The organism is Halopseudomonas sp. (assembly GCF_041579695.1).
GTDB lineage: Bacteria > Pseudomonadota > Gammaproteobacteria > Pseudomonadales > Pseudomonadaceae > Halopseudomonas.
Genome location: NZ_JBFGFI010000133.1, coordinates 1 through 4,891, shown reverse-complemented (window position 1 = coordinate 4,891; position 4,891 = coordinate 1). Strand labels below are relative to the sequence as shown.

General features: G+C 61.0%; 5 protein-coding genes. 3 read left to right on the top strand and 2 right to left on the bottom strand.

The window, feature by feature from the left end; genetic code table 11:
- Positions 1-402 (bottom strand): HAD family hydrolase (locus tag ABYA88_RS15290; protein WP_373188250.1); only part of this gene is annotated, 402 nt, incomplete at its 3' end.
- A gap of 146 nt (positions 403-548) precedes the next feature.
- Between ABYA88_RS15290 and ABYA88_RS15285 the strand changes: the two genes are divergently transcribed.
- Positions 549-1,037: an RNA pyrophosphohydrolase gene (locus ABYA88_RS15285; protein WP_373188249.1), complete on the top strand. Its 489-nt coding sequence runs from the start codon at positions 549-551 to the stop codon at positions 1,035-1,037.
- Between the two features lie 2 nt (positions 1,038-1,039).
- The gene (ptsP, locus tag ABYA88_RS15280; RefSeq protein WP_373188248.1) at positions 1,040-3,307 is read left to right on the top strand and encodes a phosphoenolpyruvate--protein phosphotransferase; all 2,268 of its coding nucleotides are present in this window, start codon (positions 1,040-1,042) and stop codon (positions 3,305-3,307) included.
- On the opposite strand, the gene ABYA88_RS15275 is transcribed toward ptsP, so the two are convergent.
- The gene (locus ABYA88_RS15275) at positions 3,304-4,053 is read right to left on the bottom strand and encodes an NRDE family protein (protein ID WP_373188247.1); all 750 of its coding nucleotides are present in this window, start codon (positions 4,051-4,053) and stop codon (positions 3,304-3,306) included. The two genes, ptsP and ABYA88_RS15275, sit on opposite strands and share 4 nt — an antisense overlap.
- Before the next feature lie 178 nt (positions 4,054-4,231).
- Between ABYA88_RS15275 and ABYA88_RS15270 the strand changes: the two genes are divergently transcribed.
- Positions 4,232-4,891 (top strand): sulfite exporter TauE/SafE family protein (locus ABYA88_RS15270; protein WP_373188246.1); only part of this gene is annotated, 660 nt, incomplete at its 3' end.

Here is a 4,891-nt window from a genome sequence, read left to right as displayed (position 1 = left end):
CTCGGTAGCCAGCAGGATATCGATGCCCAGGCGCGCCGCGATAGGGCCGGTAATGAACCGGTTGGTCGCGGTAATGATCATCAGGGTGTCTCCCGCCTGGCGGTGCTTGTCGACCAGCGCCAGTGCCTGCGGCAGGATAATAGGCTCGATCCTTTCCGCCATGAACCGGCCGTGCCACTCATCAAGCTGAGCTTGAGGGTGCTCCGCCAGCAACTGCAGACAAAAGTTCAGATATACCTCGATATCCAGCCGGCCTTCCAGGTAATCGTTGAAAAACTTATCGTTCTGCGCCTGATAGGCCTGGGCGTCCACGATGTTGTTCTGGACGATGAACTCGCCCCAGCTGTGGTCACTGTCGCCGCCTAGCAGCGTGTTATCGAGATCGAAAATGGCCAGTGGCACGGTGTATTCCCCTCTTAAAAGAAGTGCGGTCTGCAAGGATAATCCAGACAGCTGACAAAAGCTTGGGCCGCAGACCAACTATGCAATTGCTGCGCCGCGCGTCTTTGTGGAACAATGCAACGGATCATCAAAGAAGGAACAAGGCAGTGATTGACCCCGATGGCTTCCGCCCCAATGTAGGCATCATCCTGACCAATGGTTCTGGACAGGTGCTGTGGGCGCGTCGCATAGGTCAGGACGCCTGGCAGTTTCCGCAGGGCGGCATTCAGCGCAATGAGACGCCGGAGCAAGCTTTGTACCGGGAATTGCATGAAGAAGTCGGGCTCATGCCAGATGACGTCGAGATAATCGCCTGCACGCGTGGCTGGTTGCGTTACCGCCTGCCGCAGCGGCTGATCCGCAGCCACTCGCAGCCGATCTGCGTCGGCCAGAAACAGAAATGGTTTCTCTTGCGCCTCACCGCAGACGAGCAGCGCGTCTGCATGACCATGACCCCCAAGCCCGAGTTCGACGGCTGGCGCTGGGTCAGTTACTGGTATCCGCTGGGCCAGGTAGTGGCATTCAAGCGTGACGTCTACCGCCGCGCGATGAAGGAGCTGGCACCCAGGCTGCCACTGGAACTGGTGCGGTTTTGAGCATGCTCAATACCCTTCGGCGGATTGTCCAGGAGGTCAATTCGGCCCGGGACCTGCCTACTGCACTGGATATTATCGTCCAGCGCGTACGCGGCGCGATGGGTACCGAAGTATGCTCGGTGTACCTGCTTGATCCCGATACCTCACGCTATGTCCTGATGGCCACCGAAGGCCTGAACAAGGACGCCGTCGGCGCGGTCAGCCTGGCCAGCAACGAAGGTCTGATCGGTTTTGTTGGCGCGCGTGAAGAGCCAGTCAACCTGGAGGATGCTGCAGCCCACCCCAAATTTCGCTACTTTGCCGAGACCGGCGAAGAGCGTTTTGCCTCTTTTCTTGGCGCACCGATTATCCACCATCGCCGGGTCATGGGCGTACTGGTGGTACAGCAGAAAGAGAGGCGTCAGTTTGACGAATCCGAGGAATCCTTTCTTGTCACCATGAGTGCGCAGCTGGCCGGCGTGATCGCCCATGCCGAAGCGACCGGCTCCATACGCGGGTTGGGCTGGGGTGGCGAGCCGGTGCAGGACACACGCTTTGATGCGGTGCCCGGCGCGCCCGGTGTTGCCATCGGCCAGGCCGTAGTCATCCTGCCCCCGGCTGATCTCAAGGCCGTGCCGGATAAGACCGTCAAAGATATAGACGCCGAGGTCACGCTGTTTCGCAGTGCGGTGGAAACGGTACGCCAGGATATGCAGGATCTGTCCGCCCGGCTGTCGACGCAGCTGCGGCCTGAAGAGCTGGCCTTGTTCGACGTGTACCAGATGATGCTTGACGATGCGGCGCTGGGTAACGAGGTGATAAACCTCATCCGCACCGGTCAGTGGGCGCAGGGCGCATTGCGCGAAGTCGTCAGTTCGCATGTCGGCCGTTTCGAGATGATGGATGATCCGTATCTGCGCGAGCGCGCCTCGGACGTCAAGGATCTGGGGCGGCGCATCCTTGCGTACCTTCAGGAGGCCGGCAAGCAGGAATTGGTCTTCCCGGACCATACCATTCTGGTCAGCGAAGAGCTGTCGCCGGTGATGCTTGGTGAGGTGCCCAAGGAAAAGCTGGTGGGCCTGGTATCGGTGCTCGGCTCCGGCAGCTCACACGTGGCGATTCTGGCGCGGGCCATGGGCATCCCCACCGTCATGGGCGCGATTGACCTTCCCTATACGCGCATGGACGGTCTCGAGCTGATTGTCGATGGTAATCATGGCGAGGTGTACGCCAGTCCGTCGCCCGAACTGCGCCGGCATTATCTGGAACTGGTGCGTGAAGAGCTGGAGCTGGTCCAGGGCCTGGAAAAGCTCAAGGAAGTGCCCTGCGTGACCACCGACGGTCACCGCATGCCGCTATGGGTCAACACTGGCCTGCTCGCCGATGTCGCGCGCTCCCTGGACCGGGGCGCGGAGGGGGTTGGCCTGTACCGCACCGAAGTGCCGTTCATGATTCAGGATCGGTTTCCCAGCGAGAAGGAACAGCAGGCCACTTACCGCGAGCAGCTCGAGGCGTTTCATCCGTTGCCGGTGACCATGCGCAGCCTGGATATCGGCGGCGACAAGGCACTGACCTATTTCCCGATCAAGGAAGATAATCCCTTCCTCGGTTGGCGCGGGATCCGGGTCACTCTGGATCATCCGGAAATATTCCTGCTGCAGACCCGTGCGATGCTCAAGGCCAGCCGCGGGCTGAACAACCTGCGCATCATGCTGCCCATGATCAGCAGTGTGTATGAGGTCGAAGAAGCCCTGCATCTGATTCACCGCGCGCACAGTGAAGTGTGCGACGAGGGTATGGCTGTGCCGATGCCGCCGGTGGGTGTGATGATCGAGGTGCCGGCAGCGGTGTATCAGGCGCGCGAGCTGATCCAGATGGTGGATTTTCTTTCGGTTGGTACCAACGATCTTACGCAATATCTACTGGCTGTTGATCGGAACAACCCGCGTGTGGCCGACCTGTATCACTCGCTCCACCCGGCAGTGCTGCAGGCGTTGCTGAAGATCGCCGCCGCCTGTCGGGATGCCGGCAAGCCAATGAGCGTGTGTGGCGAAATGGCCGGGGATCCCGCGTCAGCCGTTCTACTGATGGCGATGGGCTGTGACGTGTTGTCGATGAACGCGACCAACCTGCCCAAGGTGAAATGGCTGCTGCGCCAGATCAGCCTGTCTGACGCCAAGGCGTTGCTGGATGAGGTGATCGAGCTGGATAATCCCTATTTGGTGCACAGCACCCTGCATCTGGCGCTGCGTAACATGGGCCTGGAAAAGGTCCTGCGGCAGGGCCGTTAGCTGATCTCCCAGTTTGATGCCCCGAGCATTACGCCCATCGGTCCATAGCGTCTCTCGACGAAATTCAGCCCGCCTCCCCGGCCCAGTCTGAGCAGTGTGCTGGCGCGTGTGCCGTACTCCTCGCCGACAATAAAGGCCGCCGACAGGGCACGCTCCAATTCCAGCCTGATACCGGTGCCCGGCAGTTGGGCATCAGGATAGATGCGGCTATCGGCGAGCAGCTCCAGAAGCGCAGCCGGGTCGCCATCGGGCTCCGCCGCCAGACCGTCACGCAGGGCTCGCTGCTTCGGCCAGCCGCTGTCGAGGTTGCCGTTGGACAGGCCATATACACCCGGGCCAACCTGTTTTGCGTGCTGGTCGAGGCTATTGAAATACCACAGCTCGCTGGCATCGCCGACGATCAGATTGAACCCGCCATACTGCTCCGCTTCTGCGGCCAGCTGCTGAAGATAGTCGCCGGGGGCGGCTGCGCCGGCCAGATAGTTTAGCGCCAGGCAACCACGCGAACGCGGAGCCGCGGCAGCGCCGGGCGCGCGAATATTGGTCAGGGCAGCAAAGCGCTGGCTGCGGGTTACGCCGAGCCAGGTGCCGCCAGCCTTTAGGTCCTTGCCAGCGAGCAGATCCGCCAGGCCCTCTTCGGTCCAGAAATCCGCCGCGCGGGTGGGGCGGGCATGAAACTCGTCACGGTTACCCAGCAACGTCAGCGGGTGATCTCCCACTTGCCAGGCAAAGGCCATCAGACACATCGGCATCTCCTTATTGTTGTTGCCATTGTAAGCTTTTATGCCTGCCGCCGGCAGCCATCTGTGGTGCAGGGAGCATCACGCAGCGAGCGATCGGCAGCCGAATCGGCTACACTATTGCCCCGTTTGGCTGGCCTGCAAGGCCTGGCGGATCTATTGATCAGACCCCCGGGGGGGAGCCGTGGAATTTCTGCTTTATCTGGTTTTGGGCGGTTTTGCCGGCGTGCTTGCCGGCCTTTTTGGCGTCGGCGGCGGGATGATCATCGTGCCGGTGCTGGTCTACAGTTTTGCCCTTCAGGGGTTCTCTCCCGAAGTGCTTACCCATATGGCTGTAGGGACCTCGCTGGCTACCATCGCGTTCACCTCGATCAATGCCATTCGGGCACACCACCTCAAGGGCGCCGTACGTTGGCCGCTGTTTGCGTGGATGACCCTGGGTATTCTGTTTGGCACTGCTCTGGGCGCGCTGACGGCTTCGATGATCGAGGGGCCGATCCTACAGAAAATCATCGGCGTGTTTGCCATAGGTGTGGCTGCGCAGATGGCCTTTGAACTCAGGCCGAAGGCCGCGCTGGACGTGCCCGGCAAGCCTGGCCTGACGCTGGCAGGCGGCTTCATTGGCTGGGCCTCGGCGATTTTCGGTATCGGCGGTGGCAGTCTCACGGTACCCTTTCTGGTCTGGCGCAGTGTGCCGATGCAACAGGCGGTGGCGACCTCGTCCGCCTGTGGTCTGCCGATTGCAATAGCCGGGGCCATCAGCTTTATCGTCACCGGCTGGACCATAGAGCCGTTGCCGGACTGGAGTCTGGGGTATGTTTATCTGCCGGCTGTAGTGGGTATT

What these genes read in the sequence shown, in the direction of transcription:
- ptsP (WP_373188248.1), top strand. Translation starts at nt 1,040, where the DNA reads ATGCTCAATACCCTTCGGCGGATTGTCCAGGAGGTCAATTCGGCCCGG.
- ABYA88_RS15275 (WP_373188247.1), bottom strand. Translation starts at nt 4,053, where the DNA reads ATGTGTCTGATGGCCTTTGCCTGGCAAGTGGGAGATCACCCGCTGACG.